General features: G+C 38.0%; 14 protein-coding genes. 12 read left to right on the top strand and 2 right to left on the bottom strand.

All coding sequences use genetic code 11. From position 1 onward, the window contains the following. Positions 1-702 precede the first annotated feature (702 nt). Together K9B36_RS10360 and K9B36_RS10355 are read left to right on the top strand one after the other, a co-directional pair. Positions 703-2,634, top strand: a complete 1,932-nt coding sequence (locus K9B36_RS10360; protein WP_223701981.1) for an ATP-dependent DNA helicase — start codon at positions 703-705, stop codon at positions 2,632-2,634. 134 nt (positions 2,635-2,768) lie between these two features. Next, positions 2,769-4,280, top strand: coding sequence for a carboxypeptidase M32 (locus K9B36_RS10355; RefSeq protein ID WP_223701980.1), 1,512 nt, complete (start codon positions 2,769-2,771; stop codon positions 4,278-4,280). Positions 4,281-4,412: 132 nt separating this feature from the next. Here K9B36_RS10355 and K9B36_RS10350 read toward each other — a convergent pair whose 3' ends face one another. Then, the gene (locus K9B36_RS10350; RefSeq protein ID WP_223701979.1) at positions 4,413-4,871 is read right to left on the bottom strand and encodes a chemotaxis protein CheX; all 459 of its coding nucleotides are present in this window, start codon (positions 4,869-4,871) and stop codon (positions 4,413-4,415) included. A gap of 167 nt (positions 4,872-5,038) precedes the next feature. On the opposite strand from K9B36_RS10350, the gene K9B36_RS10345 reads away from it, so the two are divergent. From K9B36_RS10345 to K9B36_RS10305, 9 genes are all read left to right on the top strand, one after another. After that, a complete protein-coding gene (locus K9B36_RS10345) occupies positions 5,039-5,572 on the top strand; it encodes a GNAT family N-acetyltransferase (RefSeq protein WP_223701978.1) in 534 nt (177 codons plus the stop codon). Positions 5,573-5,774: 202 nt separating this feature from the next. Further along, complete coding sequence (locus tag K9B36_RS10340) at positions 5,775-6,854, top strand: type III polyketide synthase (protein WP_223701977.1); 1,080 nt, start codon at positions 5,775-5,777, stop codon at positions 6,852-6,854. Positions 6,855-6,858: 4 nt separating this feature from the next. Beyond that, positions 6,859-7,425, top strand: a complete 567-nt coding sequence (locus K9B36_RS10335; protein WP_223701976.1) for an isoprenylcysteine carboxyl methyltransferase family protein — start codon at positions 6,859-6,861, stop codon at positions 7,423-7,425. Positions 7,426-7,856: 431 nt separating this feature from the next. Further along, positions 7,857-11,552, top strand: coding sequence for a dynamin family protein (locus K9B36_RS10330; protein ID WP_223701975.1), 3,696 nt, complete (start codon positions 7,857-7,859; stop codon positions 11,550-11,552). Positions 11,553-11,564: 12 nt separating this feature from the next. Beyond that, the gene (locus tag K9B36_RS10325) at positions 11,565-12,299 is read left to right on the top strand and encodes a nucleotidyltransferase domain-containing protein (protein WP_223701974.1); all 735 of its coding nucleotides are present in this window, start codon (positions 11,565-11,567) and stop codon (positions 12,297-12,299) included. Positions 12,300-12,509: 210 nt separating this feature from the next. After that, positions 12,510-12,770, top strand: coding sequence for a YpbS family protein (locus tag K9B36_RS10315; RefSeq protein ID WP_223701972.1), 261 nt, complete (start codon positions 12,510-12,512; stop codon positions 12,768-12,770). 15 nt (positions 12,771-12,785) lie between these two features. Next, entirely contained in the window at positions 12,786-13,631 is an 846-nt protein-coding gene (locus tag K9B36_RS10310; protein ID WP_223701971.1) for a sulfurtransferase, read from the top strand. Between the two features lie 72 nt (positions 13,632-13,703). Then, positions 13,704-13,838 (top strand): hypothetical protein, encoded by a 135-nt coding sequence (locus K9B36_RS16885; protein WP_263399326.1) that lies wholly within the window; start codon positions 13,704-13,706, stop codon positions 13,836-13,838. A gap of 1,442 nt (positions 13,839-15,280) precedes the next feature. Then, a complete protein-coding gene (locus K9B36_RS10305; RefSeq protein WP_223701970.1) occupies positions 15,281-16,153 on the top strand; it encodes a 5'-3' exonuclease in 873 nt (290 codons plus the stop codon). A gap of 221 nt (positions 16,154-16,374) precedes the next feature. On the opposite strand, the gene sspL is transcribed toward K9B36_RS10305, so the two are convergent. Then, positions 16,375-16,518 (bottom strand): small, acid-soluble spore protein L, encoded by a 144-nt coding sequence (gene sspL / locus K9B36_RS10300; protein WP_223701969.1) that lies wholly within the window; start codon positions 16,516-16,518, stop codon positions 16,375-16,377. 100 nt (positions 16,519-16,618) lie between these two features. On the opposite strand from sspL, the gene K9B36_RS10295 reads away from it, so the two are divergent. Then, complete coding sequence (locus K9B36_RS10295; RefSeq protein WP_223701968.1) at positions 16,619-17,110, top strand: divergent PAP2 family protein; 492 nt, start codon at positions 16,619-16,621, stop codon at positions 17,108-17,110. Positions 17,111-17,151: the final 41 nt, after the last annotated feature.

Genomic DNA, 17,151 nt, shown 5'->3' with positions numbered 1-17,151 from the left:
AGTGGCAGGTGCTCGACTCCGGCGTCCGGCCGCTTGTAGACGGGAGACCCCACAGGCGTAGCCGAGGAGGCTCCCGCACCGCCCCGCGGAAAGCGATCACCTGAAACGGAAAGGAACAGGGGTTGAAAAAACTACCTACCTATTTTCAGGCAAGCCCCCCAAGTGAAAACCTTAATGATCAATGTAAAGAAGGTCATCACATCTAAAGTCTTCCCCCCTGTGTATTGAAGTGGAAGGTGCTCGACTCCGGCGTCCGGCCGCTTGTAGACGGGAGACCCCACAGGCGTAGCCGAGGAGGCTCTCCCGCACCGCCCCACGGAAAGCGATCACCTGCAACGGAAAGGAACAGGGAGATTTAAAAGTAACCTACCTGTTATCAGCGGTGTGCTTAGAGATTTTGCAATATGATTAAACTCGATAATTCCCTAAAATATAAAGTCTTCCCCCCTGTGTATTGAAGTGGAAGGTGATCGACTCCTGCGGGCGATAGCGGTAGACAGGAGACCCCGCAGGCGAAGCCGAGGAGGCTTCTGCACCGCCCCGCGGAAAGCGATCACCTGAAACGGAAAGGAACAGGGAGTTTTGACAGAACTCTACCTATTTCAGATTAGCCTTTAAGTGAAACCCTACCTAAAAACTTGACAAAACCAACTCTTTTAATCAATAATGGTCAGATGCAAACTTTTTCCGGAGGTACAAAACATGAACAACAATCGTCTGCCTTTTACAATGAATAAAGGTGATTCTTTTTTTGATCGTTTGAATGAATGGATAGGAGATGTGTTTTATGACATCTTACCAGAAGCGGGATTTGAGCTACGTGATGAACAGATTTTTATGGCCTTTCAACTAGAACGAGCTTTTAAAGAGAAAAAGGTCATTTTCTCAGAAGCGGGAGTTGGGACGGGCAAGACGATGGTGTATCTTTTATATGCAATCTGTTATGCAAGGTATATTGGCAAACCTGCTATTATAACCTGTGCCGATGAATCACTGATCGAACAGTTGGTGAAAAAGGAAGGCGATATTGCCAAGCTTTCTGGAATATTAGATGTGGCATTTGATGTTAGATTAGCAAAGTCACCTGATCAGTATCTTTGTTTAAACAAGCTGGACTATGCGTTGGACCATTATGATATCGATAATATTGATGACGTCCATGAATCATTGCCGAACTTTGTAAATAAATCAGCTGCGATGCAGTCTTTTTTTCCATACGGTGATCGTAAAGATTACGCAAAACTTAATGATGAAGAATGGGATCTAATCGGCTGGGATAGTTTTCAAGATTGCTTTAGTTGTCAAAAGCGCCATCGATGTGGACAAACCTTGTCGAGAGAGCATTATCGAAAATCAACAGACTTAATTATTTGTTCTCATGATTTTTACATGGAGCATGTTTGGACAGTAGAGAAACGTAAAAGAGAAGGTCAGTTACCACTTTTACCAGAAGCTTCAACCGTAGTATTTGACGAAGGTCATCTATTGGAATTTGCTGCACAAAAGGCATTAACATATAAGGTTAAAAAACATACAGTTGAAGAGATTTTAACAAGACTTTTAGGAAATGACTTAAGAGAAGAATTTTCCTTGCTAGTAGAAGAGGCCATTGAAGCAAATGAACGATTCTTTGATACGCTAGAAGAATGCTTAAGCACAAATGAAGGTTCTGAGCGGAAGGATATTTTGATAAATTCCTCGCTTGTTAACGATGCAAAGAACCTGTTAGCGATGATAGAAGAAATGGGTAATCAACTAGTATATGAAGGTGAGCTTCATACGGTCGATCATTATCAGCTTCATATTGTGGAAGAATATCTTGACTCCATCGAATTCCTATTGAAGCTTCTTTTATCTCATGAAGATGTAATTACATGGGCTGAACATTCCAAAAATGACCTTACCCTAGTTGTTATGCCAAAAACAGTTGAAGAAGTATTAAAAGAAAGTGTGTTTTCTAAAAAGATTCCATTTATCTTTTCCTCTGCCACACTATCTGATAATAATTCCTTTGATTATTTAGCTACATCCTTAGGGATAAGTGAGTACTTATCATTTTCCATAAATTCTCCATTCGATTATGAAGAGAATATGAAATTACATTTAGTGGAGCTCGAAGCGACATCAGCCTTTGAAAGTCAATACAATTTTACAATGAAGGCGATTGAGCGGACTAATGGAAGTACTCTTATACTATTTTCATCAAAAATGGAATTGCAGCAATTTAAAAATGATAACACTCATAATACAGATTATCGCTTTTTATATGAAGGGGAAAAAGAAATCAGTGTGCTTGTATCGGAATTCCAAAATGATGAGAATTCTATACTATGCGCCTATCATCTATGGGAAGGCCTTGATATACCAGGACCATCGTTATCCAATGTCATAATCTGGTCTTTGCCTTTCCCTCCAAATGATCCTGTTTTTGCAGCTAAAAGAAAAGGATTAGAGGATCCGTTTACACAATTGGATGTGCCTTATATGCTGCTTCGTCTAAGACAAGGAATAGGTAGACTTATACGTTCTTCAGATGACAAGGGAGAGATTACTATATTCGTTCCTTCTGAATTACCACAAAGGGTGAAGGATCAGCTTATTAACACACTTCCAACTGCACCTGTATCCCAATAATGGATACTCTAAAAGAAGCATTTTGCTATAAGCAGAATGCTTTTTTCTGTTTGGAATTTAATTAAAGGTTGCCAACTAGTGTGAAAATTGTGTATCGTTAAACATAGTCTAAAGATGAGTGGGGGATTGTTGTCATGGATACAAGTAAATTAGAAAAACAATATTTAGAGCATATGACAAAAATGGAAAGTTATAAGGAAGCATTATCCCTTATCTTTTGGGATTTACGAACCGGAGCTCCTAAGAAGGGTGTAGACCGACGATCCAATGTGATTGGCGTGTTGTCTGCTGAAGTATTTCATATGTCTGTTTCTGAAGATATGGCGGCATTTCTTACGCAATTATTAAATAAAGAAGTGTTCGAGACATTAAATAAGGTAACTCAAACTTCACTTTTGGAAAGTAAGAAAAATTATGATCAGAATAAAAAGATTCCAGCAAAAGAATATCAGGAATATGTAGTCCTAAGCTCTAAAGCGGAGTCTGTATGGGAAGAAGCCAAAGAGAAAGCAGATTTCAGTCTACTTCAGCCTTACCTTGAAAAACTAGTGGATTTTAATAAAAGATTCATTGAATATTGGGGTTATGAAAACAATAAATATAATACGTTACTTGATATGTATGAGCCTGGTATGACAGTGGAAAAACTGGATGAGGTGTTTGGTCAGTTAAAAGACCGCATTGTACCACTGGTTAAAAAAATTCAATCTTCTTCTGTGCATCCTAGATCTTCCGACTTACTTGTACCCTTTCCAAAGGAGAATCAGCACAATTTCAGCTTAGAGGTATTGAAAGAATTACAGTATGATTTTGATTCTGGAAGATTGGACGAAACTGTTCATCCATTTGCTGTGGGTTTAAACCCCGGCGATGTTCGTGTGACAACTAAATATGATGAAAAAGATTTCCGAACCGCAGTATTTGGTACAATCCATGAATGTGGCCACGCTCTTTATGAACAAAATATTTCAGAAGAGCTACTTGGTACGGGGTTATGTACTGGAACTTCAATGGGAATACATGAATCTCAATCTTTATTTTACGAAAATTTTGTAGGGAGGAACTTTGCCTTTTGGAAGCGTCATTATCCTTCACTTCAACGTTATGCAAATGGAGCTTATGATGAGATAAAAGTAGAAGAATTCTATCTTGCTATAAACGAAGCAAAACCATCCCTAATTAGAATTGAAGCAGATGAACTTACGTATGCATTACATATCATGATTCGTTATGAGCTGGAAAAAGCACTATTCAATGATGAATTACAAGTGAGCGATCTTCCTAAAGCATGGAATGATAAATATGAAAGTTATTTAGGGATTACTCCTTCGAATGATGCAGAAGGAGTGTTGCAGGATGTTCATTGGTCTGGTGGGAGCTTCGGCTATTTTCCATCCTATGCGTTAGGTTATATGTATGCGGCCCAGTTCAAGCAAGCTATGCTGAAAGATCTTCCGAATTTTGATGAGCTTATTGAAACAGGAAATCTTGGACCTGTAAAGGACTGGCTAAAGGAGAAAATACATCAGCATGGAAAAATGAAAAAACCACTGGAGATCTTAAAAGATGTAACAGGGGAAGAACTGAATGTAAATCATTTGATTCACTATTTAGAAGAGAAATATATTGAAATCTACAATTTATAATGTTATAGAGAAGTTAAACCATGTTACTAGGGTTTAGCTTCTTTTTAGATTGGTGAGAATAAATGAATACACTTTCGGTAAGGTTGGTAAAAAAATACATAAAAAAAGCCCATATTATGGGCAAAAGAAATATTACGAGGCCGGTTCTAGCTCTATAATAATTTGCATACTTCCATTTTCTTTAAAAAGAATAGGTGATTGAAGACGATGGTGAAATTGAAATTCTTTTTGCTGCTCCATTATTACGTTGGGAGGAGTGATATCCATGTTGATGCCACTTTGAGCAATGTAAGAAGACAGATTACCTGCAATCATATTCCCGAGTTCCCCTGTAAACGAATGAAGCATATCACCCTCTAATTCCATGCCGAACATCGATGTTGCAATTTGCTGAAAAACCGATCGTTCTCCTTGTATAAGAAGTTGACCACGAATGTCCCCAGTTAACATAATGAGAACACCTAATGAAATATTAGTTAAGTTTTCGGTATGTATCCTCGGTTGCTCACATGTTAAGTCAATCGGAATCACAGATTTGACTGAATCAATTGTCCTGTCAAACACTTGATTTAAACTCTCTATAGGGGACATATTGTACCTCCTTAACTAAAATAAATAGTACTTTTTTATCATATCATATAAAAAATATTATTTTTCAACAATTTTCTACAAATTTCTTAGTTTGAGTTAAATTTGTTGAAGAATATAAGAAGATGTATTAGTATTTTTTTCTCAGGAAGAAATTGAGGAGGAACATCATGTTTGATTTATTATTAGAATTCACAGCAAAAGACGGCTCCACAGTAAAACTTCGACCATTAGTACAAGAGGATGCAGAAGATATCGTAACAGCAGTAGCAAGTATTATTGCTGCTGGTGAATATATTCAAAAAGATGTCCCCCGCTCTGTGGAAGAGGAGAGGGAATTTATACAAGAAATGATTAAAAAAGGGAACATGTATGTGGGAGTGGAACGGGAAGGAAGAGTAGTAGGAATCGGGAGAGTAATTAAGGGAGAAATAATTATGAAACGTCATACAGGTCTGTTTCGAACATGGCTCGCACAAGAAGCCCAAGGACTTGGCATAGGGAAGAAAATCATGGATTATACGGATATGTGGTGCGAACAGAATATTCGTAAGCTATGTTTGACTGTTTTTTCATCTAATAAAATAGCATTCCAATTATATAAAAAATACGGCTTTCATGAAGAAGGCACCCAAAAAGACCAAGCCTTTATAAATGGGGAATATGTAGACGAAATATGGATGGCCAAATTTTATAAAAATTAGTTTCCAATAATTTATAATGATAAAAAAGCTATTCTTAGTTATAATAAAGACTGCACAACAACACAACAACTCCTTTAAAACGTTTTAGCTTTCCTTCTTTATGGGGAAAGCTTTTTTTTTTGTATAACGAAATCCAGAATTAGTATATTAAGTGTTTGTTTGGAGAAAAGTAACAGTACTTAACTTACTGAGGTGCTTGTTCATGCCAAAAATATTGTCGGTCGGTACTGCTATTCCCAAATATTCGATTTCCCAAGATTCTGCAGTGGAATTTGCGAAAGAACTATTCGGAAACTCTTTCAAAGATATCAACAGGCTTTTAACGGTCTTTCAAAACGGACAAATCGAAAAACGTCACTTTGTTAATAATATTGAATGGTTTCAAGAAGCTCATTCCTTTGAAGAGAAAAATAATCTCTATATTACAGAAGCAGTATCTTATGGAGTTGAAGCGATAAAAGCATGTTTATCCAATACGAAAACGCTGCCAACCGTAGTTCCATATGAAGAAATAGAAGCAATTTTTTACATATCCACTACCGGAATGTCAACCCCTAGTGTGGAAGCAAGAATTATGAATATCCTGCCGATTACTCCATATACCAAAAGAATTCCAATATGGGGTCTTGGTTGTGCTGGAGGAGCAGCAGGCCTTTCAAGGGCCTATGAATATTGTAAAGCCTTTCCAAAAGCAAAGGTATTAATTTTATGTGTGGAGCTTTGCAGTTTAACCTTTCAGAAAGGTGATCTTTCCAAAAGTAATCTTATAGGAACTTCTCTCTTTGCAGATGGAATCGCCAGTGTGCTTGTGGGCGGAGACGAAGTGATAATTGAAGGAGATTGTTCTTACCCCAGCATACAAGGCACTCAATCGACATTGATGGAGGATTCTGAAGATGTTATGGGCTGGGAAATTAAAAATGATGGGTTATTTGTCGTTTTTTCGCGGGACATCCCTGAAATAATTTTAAATTGGTTATCACCAAATGTGCAGCGATTTTTAAACGTTCATAGAATAGAAAAAAGTGACTTAAATCATTTTGTTCTTCACCCAGGTGGTAAGAAGGTTTTAGACGCCTATGAAGCTTGTCTGGAAATGGAACAGTCTAAGCTCCAAACTTCTTTAAATGTGTTAAAGAATTTTGGAAATATGTCCTCTGTTACTGTCCTATATGTTTTAAAAGAAATTATGGAACAGGAAGCAAAAAAAGGGGATATAGGACTCGCAGGAGCTCTGGGTCCTGGCTTCAGCTCGGAACTGGTCCTATTAAAGTGGGAGTGAGAAAATGTTTACTGTTTTTTATCTATTTATAGTCATGCAAAGATTAGGAGAACTGAGGATAGCTAGGAAAAACGAAAAATGGATGAAAGATCAAGGCGCCTTAGAATTTGGAAGCAGTCATTACACTTACATGTTGCTGTTACATACTTCTTTTTTGATGAGTTTTTTACTAGAGGTACTTATTTTCAATAAAGAGATTAGTCCCGTTTGGTCCTCTATTCTTTTGCTTTTTATAGCCACACAGTTGCTCAGAATTTGGGCTATCCGATCACTAGGAAAGTATTGGAACACCAAAATTCTGATTGTTCCTGATGCGGTAGTAATTCAAAAAGGGCCATACCGCTTTTTGAGGCATCCAAACTATTTTATTGTCGGATTAGAAATTATTTTAATTCCCATCTTATTTCAAGCTTATGTAACGGCATTGATTTTCACTGTATTAAATATGTGGATGCTATCCATTAGAATTCCAATTGAAGAAGCAGCCTTATCAGAGACGACAAAGAACTATTCGGACTATATACAAGAAAAAAGCAGATTTCGACCTAAATTAAATAAAAATATTGAATGATAGTCATTGTCAATTAAAAGAAAATCTGATAAGATGATAATAATTATCAATTTCAATAAGGGAGATGGCCCGACCATGACATTTCTTTTTGCAGGTACAACGATTGTTGCCTATTCCATTCTTTTAAAAGTAGTACTACAACATACTTGTGAACCAAAACAAGCAAAATAAGAATTTATAAAGTCGTTAATCAGTAACTGTTTTTTTGGCGCTCGCCTATTTAAAGCGAGGTGGGTAGTATCTTCATACTACCTTTGAAATACATAACAAGATCCGTTTGCTAAGCAAGAGCATCGGGTCTTTTTTTGTACTTTTTTTCAACGATTGGTAAGCTCTAAAGGATTTTTTAGGATTGTAGTAGCAATAGGGCTTATTTTTAAAGTAGAATAGAAAGATAAGAACTAGACCATGACATCCAAGGGGAATTAATGATGGGTATAAATAAACCAATAGAGCGAAAACAACAAACCTATAAACAACTTTTTACAAAAACGACTATTATTTTAAAAGAATTACATAATAAAGGCGACCACACGAGTGCAAGAAAGGTAGCGGAATTAGCACAGAAAGTTATCGATCAAGATCTTACCATTGCTTTTTGCGGTCACTTTTCTGCTGGTAAATCATCATTTATCAATGAGATTTTGCAGGAATCCATCCTTCCGGCAAGCCCAATTCCCACTTCAGCAAATGTAGTTAAGATTCAAAAGGGAGAAGAAAGGGCACACGTATACTTTTTTGAGGGAGAGGCATTAGAAATCCTTCCCCCAGTTTTGTTTGAAAATGTGAAAGCTTACTGTAAAGATGGCGACCAGGTGGAGTCAGTATCCTATCAGTATCCTTTTACCAACTTACCGGATGATTTAATCGTATTAGATACACCCGGCGTTGATTCAACTGATGACGCCCACCGTGTTTCTACTGAATCGGCACTTCACCTAGCAGATGTAATTTTCTATGTGATGGATTACAATCATGTCCAATCGGAAGTGAATCTTAAATTCATAAAAGAATTACAGGATAAAGAAAAGAAGATTTACTTAGTTGTTAATCAAATAGATAAGCATCGTGAAGAAGAGATAGCTTTCGAAACGTATCAGAAAAGAATTCAAGAATCTTTTGCTGACTGGGGAATCGAGCCTGTAAGTCTTTATTATACAAGTCTAATGGAAGAGTCCCATCCTCTAAATGATGTGAAGATTGTTAAAGAAACGATTCAGTTATTAATAGATGAAAAGAAAAGATTATTACCGATTACAGTTGAAAGTGCACTACATCATATAGTAGAAGAGCATAAAAAATGGCTGATGGATTGTCATGAAGAAGAGCTAGAACAGCTTACTGCAATAGTGGAGGATTCACAGTCAGACTTTGCCGGTATTACTTCTGAACTTAAGGTGAAGAAAGAAGAGTGGCACAAGGTAGAAGCAGAAGGTAAGGAAAAGAAAGAAAACTTTATAAACGAAACGAACCGTATTTTAGAGAATGCCAATATCACCCCATTCGAAATGAGGGAGCTTGCTCAAAAGTACTTGGAATCCCAGCAAAAGGGCTTCAAAGTTGGCCTGCTATTTTCAGGAAAAAAGACTTTGGAAGAAAAAGAAGCTAGATTATCTGTGCTCATGGAAGATTTAACAGAACGTGTTGGAACGCAAATTGAGAAGTTCGTCCATGAACATATTTATACCTTTTTAAAAGAAAATGACTTATATCATCCTACGGTTTTTGAGCAGGTACAAAGTATTACGTTGGAGATTAACGAAGAGTTTGTCGCAGGACAAGTTAAATTTGGAGCGGGTGCCACAGGAGAGGCTGTACTTCAATACACAAAAGAGCTTGCCCAGGCAGTGAAATTAGATTATCGCAAAAAAGTACAACAGTTCATGGAAAAAGTTTTTGTACAGTTAGATGAGCTTCTGCTACAAAAAAATCAAAAAACTAAAAGTGAAATTGAGATTCTTGAAGGGCAGCATCAGGCATATCAAAAAATAAGCCATATTAAAATGAGCATAGAAGAAACCCTGGATCATTTATTTGCTGTTCTCTATGAGCAATCATCCGAAGAAGTATCGGAAATTTCTTCTCAACCAGACCTTATGGAGCAGTATTTAAAAAGGGTCTATACCCAAATCAACGGGGCTAATCTTTCCGTAAAAAAGGAGAGAATTAGCGGTAGTATGTCTGCAGAAGAGAAAAAAGCAGAGGCTCCACTCTCCCAGCAGCAGGAATTACTACATCCCAAATATATGTCCAAAGTACTTAACCAAGCAGCAACCTATATGAAAGATTTACATGGATTTCAGACAGTTATAGAGGATCTGAAGAAACGTGCGAATAAATTAGAAGATCAATCCTTTACTGTTGCACTTTTCGGTGCGTTTAGTGCTGGTAAGTCATCCTTTGCAAATGCCCTGCTTGGGGAAAACATCTTACCTGTATCACCTAATCCTACAACGGCTTCCATCAATAAAATTTCACCTGTTACTCCAGAGCGTCCGCATGGTACAGTATGTATTCAAATGAAAACAAGCGAACAGCTCCTTCTGGATGTGCAACAGGCTTTATCGTTCTTTAATAGCAGTATCGGAACAATGGAAGAGGCAAATACTGCAATAAAAAAAATCATCCAAAAAAATGCTCAGAAAGAGCTGCCTGCCAACATAAAGCCGCATTTCCACTTTCTAAAAGCTTTTAATAGTGGATGGGACCAGATGGAAACTCATTTAGGTTCGCTTTTGATGGTTTCCCTTGAAGAGTTCCCGGGATATGTAGCAGAAGAGGAGAAGTCATGTTTCGTTGAATGGATTGAAGTATTCTATGATTGTCCTCTGACCCAAGAAGGGTTAACACTTGTAGATACTCCAGGTGCTGATTCCATTAATGCACGGCATACAGATGTCGCCTTTGAATATATAAAAAATGCTGATGCTATTCTTTTTGTTACCTACTATCAACATGCTTTCTCTAAGGCAGACCGAGAATTTTTGATTCAACTTGGTCGCATAAAAGATGCATTCTCGCTTGATAAAATGTTCTTTTTAGTAAATGCTGCTGATCTTGCTCAGAATGAGGATGAACTAGAGCTGGTATGTTCTTATGTAGAGGAACAATTAATGCTATACGGAATTAGGAATCCACGTCTATTTCCTGTGTCAAGTCTGCTTGCATTAAAAGAAAAAGAAGGAAAAAGCTTTACCCATGCTTTCTTACCTAACTCCCTTATGGGCATATTTGAAAAGGAGTTTTTACATTTTATTCAGCATGACCTTGTGAGTATGAGTATACATGCTGCAAACCTTGAGATAAACCGAGCGGACGCTTTGTTAGAAAACTATATAAAAGAATCCAGATTGGGAAAAGAAGAGAAGGAGGCAAAACGAGAACTACTTCTTCAAAATAAAGTGAAAATAGAACATGTTCTCTCTGAGTATTCAATAGGAAGTTACCAGACACTGTTATCGAAAGAAGTGAAGGAACTGCTTTATTATGTTAAACACAGAACATTGCTGCGTTTCTCTGACTTTTTTAAAGAAGCTTTTAACCCTTCTGTCTTAAGAGATGATGGGAGAAATATCAAAGAACAACTCATTCTTTGTGTTAACGAATTCCTATCGGACATTTCCCTCAATCTTTCCCAAGAGGTTCGTGCCACTACTGTACGCTTAGAAAATTACTTGAGCAGTTCATTAAATAAGTGGCAGGAAGAGGTAGAAATACAGATGAAAAAAATAGAAGAGCAGCTATCTTTTTCACAACTAGATGTAGAGAACATCCAGTCTATGAAAGTGGAAGCAGAATTTCCTTCTATGTCCATAAAAGCAGAAAAACAAGCAATAAGTTATTACCGCAATGCCAAAGCATTCTTCGAGAAAAATGATAAGCAAAAACTGCAAGAGTTTCTTGAAATCCAAATTACTCCTTTAATGGATCAATATTTGGAGGTGAATGTGCAAGAACTGGATTCCCATTATCAAACAGAACTGCAACATTCCTTTGTTCAAGTAAAATCTGATTTAAAGCAGCAGCTAGAAGAGTACTTCAGAGGGATGCAAGCAGTACTAAGCGACACTAGTAACGTCGAAGAGCTTCAAGCAGTTCGTGAAAAAATGCAACTACTTAAAAGGTAGGATGATTACAAGATGACACAAGCGGTTCACACGCTCTTAGAACAGATGGAACAGGATTATAAAATTAAGATACTTTATGCCTGTGAAGCAGGAAGCAGAGCCTATGGTGTGGCAACCAGTGATAGTGACTATGACATTCGTATGATTTATGTTTCTCCTTTAAAGCGTTATCTTTCACTTAAAAGGGATGAAGATACCATCACTTATTTTAACAGTAAATGGGATATTCAGGGCTGGGATGTGCAAAAAGCACTAACTCTTGCACTAAAATCAAACCCTAGTTTATATGAATGGATGCAATCCCCAATCTGTTATATCAAAGAGCCTGCTTTTTTTGAAAATCTAAAGGGGGTTACAAGTGAATTTTCAACAAGAACACTTGCGGAGCATTATTGGAATATGGCAAGAAGAAATCACAAACTTTTTGATAAAAAAGGTGACCCTACATTTCTTTTTCACGCCCTTAGAGCAACCTTGATGGTAGAAAAGTTATTAGTTTTCTCTCCGCCTTCCATAAATGTAACATCCTTGGCAGAGAGTAGTTCTGTTTTTGATAAAACAGAGCTGCAGCAAATTCTTTCCGCAAAGTATTGCGATTTACACAATAATAAAGGTTTAAACAGCCTTTTAAACAAGATTTCTGTATACTTGCAAGAGATAGAAAAAGAAGTAAGTCTGTTGCCAAGTACAAGGCCAGCCTTTGAACATCTTAACGATCTTTTTTACAGGCAGCTTGGCATAAACTAAAGGGTGAGAATATGACAATTTCAAATCGCTTTCAAGTATGTGCAGCGTGTCAGCATTATCAGGTAATAAAATTAAACACACATAACGTTTACAGATGCAGCCGCTTAGGTTTTGAAACAAAACCGCATTATAAATTTAACTGTTGGAAGCCTAAGGAGAAAGTACTACAATTAATGAAAAGACAAGGAATTGTCTGGGAGGAGAACAGCAATGAGCGTACATAAGGCTATTAGTGAGCATTCCAAAAAACAGAACCAAATTGTATCAACTTTTTTAAATCTAGAGCAACAAAGAGAAACTTATATTGAAGAAGCAATTCTTAAATGCAAGCAAAACCAACCGTATACAACGGAGAAAATCAATAATGTAACTAGCAGAATAAATGAATTAGCAAAAAAGGGGATTGCACCTCAACGAAAGCTCGTTACAAAAGAAATGGTAGAGGAATATGTATTCAATAGCAATAAATAATTCGAGGAGGAAATCATGCGATTAATTGTCGAACCAAATTGGGTTAAGGATAATCTCGAGCAGCTTGTTATTATTGACTGCCGCTTCGACCTGAATGCTCCACACAAAGGACGCGAAAGCTATTTAAGTGAACATTTACCCAATGCCTACTATTTTGATTTAGTTCATGATCTTTCCGGAGAAAAGCAGAAACATGGCGGCAGGCATCCTTTACCTGACACTCAGCTTCTTAAGGAGAAATTGGAGATGGCAGGTGTAACGGATGATATAACGGTCGTATTGTACGACGATCAGAATAGTTCGATGGCCTCAAGACTTTGGTGGCTTTTGAATTACTATGGGCATAAAAATTCCTATGTACTCAATGGTGGATTTCAAGAATGGAAACGTCTTGGATATCCCCTTGAGTCCACCGTGCCACCCTCAGGTAAAAAAGGAGCGTTTACTCTAAAGCTGCAAAAGGACATGGTAGTTTCGGCTCCATATATTATTGATAAAATGCAATCTTTTGAACAAAGGGACAGCTATCTTATTGATTCCAGGGAAGAAAAAAGATACAAAGGTATAGAAGAACCAATCGATAATAAAGCCGGACATATTCCAGGTGCACTTCATTATTTCTGGATGGAGAATATTAATGATTCAGGCCGATGGAAAAACCAGCAGGAATTGGCCGATCGTTTTGCCGAACTCGATAAAAATAAGGAAGTTATTGTCTATTGCGGGTCTGGTGTCACTGCATGCCCCAACATTCTCGCTTTAAAAGAAGCAGGATTTTCTAATGTTAAGCTTTACTCTGGCAGTTGGAGTGATTGGATCAGCTGTGATGAAAATCCTATTGAATCATGTGAAAATAGATAAATATTACCTTTCATTAAATGACCCTTCCCATCACAAGCTAAAAAGGACCAAATTGTGATAGGGGGTTTTACGATGGGTCGTACAAAAAAAGGAAATGCAAACGCACAACGTAATAATAACGCTAAACAAAAAGGAACAATGGATTCAGAGTTTGGTTCCTATGCCGAATATGAAGCAGCGAAAATGACAAACAAGAAAAATCATTAGAAAAAGCCTGACCACTTCTTACAGGAGGAGGTCAGGCTTTTTTTTGATGGCTTTTCACAAGAGTGCAGGAAGTAAGTACATGAAAGGGCAGGAGCGCCCGTGGATAATGTATCTACAAGGGGGGAAGTAAGTACATGAAAAGGGGAGAAGTCAGCGGATGATGTACATGTCCGAGCAAAGTAAGTACATGAAAAGGGGAGAAGTCAGCGGATGATGTACATGTCCGAGCAAAGTAAGTACATGAAAAGGGGAGAAGTCAGCGGATGATGTACATTTCCGAGCAAAGTAAGTACATGAAAAGGAGAGTTGGTGCGGGATGATGTACATTCCCGAGCAAAGTAAGTACATGAAAAGGAGAGTTGGTGCGGGATGATGTACATTCCCGGGCAAAGTAAGTACATGAAAAGGGGAGAAGTCAGCGGATGATGTACATTCCCGGGCAAAGTAAGTACATGAAAATGAGAGAAATCGCGGGATGATGTACATTCCCGGGCAAAGTAAGTACATGAAAATGAGAGAAGTCGCCGGATGATGTACATTCCCGGGCAAAGTAAGTACATGAAAATGAGAGAAATCGCGGGATGATGTACATTCCCGGGCAAAGTAAGTACATGAAAATGAGAGAAATCGCGGGATGATGTACATTCCCGGGCAAAGTAAGTACATGAAAAGGGGAGAAGTCAGCGGATGATGTACATTCCCGAGCAAAGTAAGTACATGAAAAGGAGAGTTGGTGTGGGATGATGTACATTCCCGGGCAAAGTAAGTACATGAAAAGGGGAGAAGTCAGCGGAAGATGTACATTCCCGGGCAAAGTAAGTCCATGAAAAGGGGAGAAGTCAGCGGAAGATGTACATTCCCGGGCAAAGTAAGTCCATGAAAAGGGGAGAAGTCAGCGGAAGATGTACATTCCCGGGCAAAGTAAGTCCATGAAAAGGGGAGAAGTCAGCGGAAGATGTACATTCCCGGGCAAAGTAAGTCCATGAAAAGGGGAGAAGTCAGCGGAAGATGTACATTTCCGAGCAAAGTAAGTACATGAAAAGGTGAGAAGTGAGCGGATGATGTACATTCCCGGGCAAAGTAAGTACATGAAAATGAGAGAAATCGCGGGATGATGTACATTCCCGGGCAAAGTAAGTACATGAAAAGGGGAGAAGTCAGCGGATGATGTACATTCCCAGGCAAAGTAAGTACATGAAAAGGGGAGAAGTCAGCGGGTGATGTACATTCCCGAGCAAAGTAAGTACATGAAAAGCAAGAAAGCCCCCGGATGATGTACCAACAAAGGCAAAGTAAGGTCAAGAAAGCCGATTCTAAAAATAATAGTATAAAACCAATAAGTCCTAGAAGTTACCCCTTCCTTTTATTCCATAATCCTACCCTTATAAAGCCGCTAAAAATATGATATAATCAATTGCGCAACAACGAGAGGAGAAAATCTAATGAATAAAAAAGTTTTATTAATAGATGGCATGGCTTTGTTATTCCGTTCTTTTTTTGCTACATCTGTTTATAATCGTTTTATGTATACTTCAAGTGGTACCCCTACAAATGCCGTACAAGGATTTGTTAAGCATATGATTTCTTCTATGGAAGCATTTCAACCAACACATGTCGTTTGCTGTTGGGATATGGGAAGCAAAACCTTCCGTACTGAAATGTTCGATGAATATAAAGCAAATCGACCGGCAGCTCCACAAGAATTAATCCCTCAATTTGAACTTGTTAAAGAAGTAGTGTCGGCTTTTGATATCCCAAATATTGGACTGGCAGGTTATGAGGCCGATGATTGTCTTGGAACACTTGCAGAACAGTATAGTAAGGATGCTGAAGTTATTATTTTAACTGGCGACCAGGACGTGCTGCAGCTGATCACTCAAAATGTGACCGTTGCCTTGTTACTAAAAGGTTATGGTAACTACGAAGTGCTAGATGAAGATGGCTTCTATGGTAAAAAAGGTCTTACACCAAAGCAACTAATTGACCTGAAAGCTATTATGGGTGATAGCAGTGATAATTATCCTGGTGTGAAAGGTATTGGAGAGAAAACTGCATCAAAATTATTGATGGAATTTCATACGATAGAAGGAATTTTAGAAAATATGCACACCCTTACTAAAAGTCAGCAGAAAAAGTTTGAAGACGGTTTGGATTTACTTCACCTGTCCCGCGAACTAGCAACCATCAAATGTGATGTGCCTGTAACATGTGAGCTTCATGATGCGAGCATTTCGATTGACCGTGAAAAGGTATGGACTAAATTTGAAGAACTTGAGTTTACAAGTCTGCATAGTTTTGTGAATAAGGTCTGTTAACTAAAAGTAGCTGCTTCAAGTTAGATTCATATAGCTCATCGTTTGGGTAAAGAGAAGATGAAAATCTTCTCTTTATTTTTTGGTTAGATTTGTATTAGCTTTGCTTTAGTGCAATGTATTTTCGGGCTTTTACCACTTAACAGGAAAAGAGCACGATTGCGAGTGGTGCCAACTTACGTAAAAGTAACAATCCATGCGAAAACAGTTTTTAAAAGAGATCCTTACCTTTTTGTATTACTCTTTTTAGCGTTGTTCTCAAGTTGTGATTTAGGCTCTTCTGTAAATTCCGCGTCTTGACCATAGCCTTGCGGGTTAACACCGGGTGCTTTCTTCCCTCTATTTGCTGATTTGTTTCTGCTGCTCATTATTTTCACCCCCCTGTTTCCTTAGCTTTCCTTTTTGTAAGGAAAATATGTTGCATATAAGCTCCCCACATTTTGAAAACTAATGGGGAGGTGATTGAGAGTGAACAAAGCTTTAAAAATTGCATTAGCTGCTATAATCGTTGCACAAAGCTTAAAAATCCCAATTAAATATGCACGGACGGGAAGATGGGAATGGTCCACATTTTTTGAAACAGGTGGAATGCCAAGCTCCCATTCAGCAGGAGTCTCGGCATTAGCGGCATTTATTGCTGTAAAAAGAGGATTTAGAACCATTGATTTTGCTCTTTCTGCTATATTTGGTTTGATTGTGATGTATGACGCTCAAGGGGTTAGAAGGCAGACGGGGGAAATTACGCTCGCTGTAAATGACTTAGCTGAACAGCTGGACAGGCTCGAAGGAAAGCCGGATGAAAATGTTCATGACAAGATTGAAAAAAGATTGGAAGAACGTCTAGGGCACCAGCCCCAAGAGGTAATTGGTGGATCTTTATTTGGCATAACTCTAGGCTTACTAGGTGCTTTATTTCTGCCAACCAAGAAAAAAACACCATGGTTGGAAAAACTTTGGTAGGCATACGACAAATTTTGCGGTAAGATTATAGAAGGGATTGA

Source organism: Sutcliffiella deserti (genome assembly GCF_020037475.1).
Classification (GTDB): Bacteria; Bacillota; Bacilli; order Bacillales; family Bacillaceae_I; genus Sutcliffiella_A; species Sutcliffiella_A deserti.
The sequence above is the reverse complement of the archived record's forward strand: the minus strand, read 5'-3'. Positions and strand labels throughout refer to the sequence as shown.

Coding starts and splice junctions, on each gene's coding strand:
- K9B36_RS10340 (WP_223701977.1), top strand. CDS start 5,775: ATGCCAAAAATATTGTCGGTCGGTACTGCTATTCCCAAATATTCGATT.
- K9B36_RS10360 (WP_223701981.1), top strand. CDS start 703: ATGAACAACAATCGTCTGCCTTTTACAATGAATAAAGGTGATTCTTTT.
- K9B36_RS16885 (WP_263399326.1), top strand. CDS start 13,704: ATGGGTCGTACAAAAAAAGGAAATGCAAACGCACAACGTAATAATAAC.
- K9B36_RS10330 (WP_223701975.1), top strand. CDS start 7,857: ATGGGTATAAATAAACCAATAGAGCGAAAACAACAAACCTATAAACAA.
- K9B36_RS10315 (WP_223701972.1), top strand. CDS start 12,510: ATGAGCGTACATAAGGCTATTAGTGAGCATTCCAAAAAACAGAACCAA.
- sspL (WP_223701969.1), bottom strand. CDS start 16,518: ATGAGCAGCAGAAACAAATCAGCAAATAGAGGGAAGAAAGCACCCGGT.
- K9B36_RS10310 (WP_223701971.1), top strand. CDS start 12,786: ATGCGATTAATTGTCGAACCAAATTGGGTTAAGGATAATCTCGAGCAG.
- K9B36_RS10325 (WP_223701974.1), top strand. CDS start 11,565: ATGACACAAGCGGTTCACACGCTCTTAGAACAGATGGAACAGGATTAT.
- K9B36_RS10350 (WP_223701979.1), bottom strand. CDS start 4,871: ATGTCCCCTATAGAGAGTTTAAATCAAGTGTTTGACAGGACAATTGAT.
- K9B36_RS10345 (WP_223701978.1), top strand. CDS start 5,039: ATGTTTGATTTATTATTAGAATTCACAGCAAAAGACGGCTCCACAGTA.
- K9B36_RS10355 (WP_223701980.1), top strand. CDS start 2,769: ATGGATACAAGTAAATTAGAAAAACAATATTTAGAGCATATGACAAAA.
- K9B36_RS10335 (WP_223701976.1), top strand. CDS start 6,859: ATGTTTACTGTTTTTTATCTATTTATAGTCATGCAAAGATTAGGAGAA.
- K9B36_RS10305 (WP_223701970.1), top strand. CDS start 15,281: ATGAATAAAAAAGTTTTATTAATAGATGGCATGGCTTTGTTATTCCGT.